Raw genomic sequence first — 1,134 nt, 5'->3', positions numbered from 1 at the left:
CTGTGGGCGACCGCACCGGTGCCCGGCAACCCGTTCGGCCCGCCGCCGCAGCCCACCGGCTGGGTCCCGCCGCCCGTGTACGGCGTCGGCGTCCCCGGCCCCGGGATGCCCGCATGGGGACCGCCGCCGAAGACCGGCCGCAAGCCGTGGCTCTGGGTGGGGGTCGGTACCGCCGTCGCCGCCATCGGCGCCGTGGTGGTGGCGCTCGCCGTCGGGCGGCCCTGGGAGCCGACGCCGCGCCCGACGCCGGCGTCGCCGCCCCCCGCCCCCGACGCTGTCGCGTTGCGGGTCCTCAATGACGGCGTGTTCGTGGGCAGTTCGGCCGCGCCCACGACGATCGACGTCTTCAACGAACCGATCTGCCCGTCCTGCGGAAACTTCATCCGCAGCAACGCTGACGCCCTTGACACCGCGGTGAACAACAAGAAGCTCGCGGTCCGCTACCACCTGCTGAACTTCCTCGACGACCAGTCGCACAGCAAGACGTACTCGACGCGTGCGGTGGCGGCGACGTACTGCGTGGCCGCCCGCAACGACCCGAAGATCTACACGGACTTCTATTCCGGCCTGTTCGCCAGCACCTTCCAGCCGCGCGAGCACGGCGCCGAGGACCACACCGACGGCGAGCTCGCGCAGCTCGCGGTGCGGGTCGGGGCCGACGCCGAGGCCGTCGCGTGCATCAACGCCGGCGACGACCTGGGCATCGCCAAGACCAAGGCCGCCAGCGGTTACGCGACGCTGAGCGCCTACAACTCCGGCGCCACGCCGTTCGTCTGGGATGGCACCGCGTCGGTCGATTTCTCGGACCCGAACTGGCTGAGCAAGCTCACCGGGTGATCCGATTGCGCTGCGCCACAAGGCCGTCGCGTGAGCGTCGGTGTCATACTGCTCCTGATGTCGCCGGGTGGTGTGTGGGCAGTGAGGGGAGCCAGCGATGAGTGACGCGCCGGGCTCGCGGGTGGGCACGACGTTCGGGCCCTATCGCTTGACGCGCCTGCTCGGCCGCGGCGGCATGGGCGAGGTGTACGAGGCCGAACACACCGTCAAACAGTGGCCGGTGGCGGTGAAGGTGATGTCGCGGGCCTTCAGCCAGGATCCGGTGTTCCGCAAGCGGATGGAACGCGAGGCCCGCAT

1 protein-coding gene and 1 pseudogene are annotated in these 1,134 nt (G+C 71.0%); both read left to right on the top strand.

Features of this window, described 5'->3' with window-relative positions; all coding sequences use genetic code 11:
- Nucleotides 1–837: thioredoxin domain-containing protein (locus tag A5714_RS15855; protein WP_156747345.1), on the top strand; the 837-nt coding region annotated here is incomplete at its 5' end.
- 97 nt (nt 838–934) lie between these two features.
- Nucleotides 935–1,134, top strand: a pseudogene (locus A5714_RS15850) (serine/threonine protein kinase); the annotation flags it as partial.

It is taken from the genome of Mycobacterium sp. E2462 (assembly GCF_001672685.1).
Classification (GTDB): Bacteria; Actinomycetota; Actinomycetes; order Mycobacteriales; family Mycobacteriaceae; genus Mycobacterium.
Note: the sequence above shows the minus strand (reverse complement) of the source record. Positions and strands in the feature narration are given on the sequence as shown.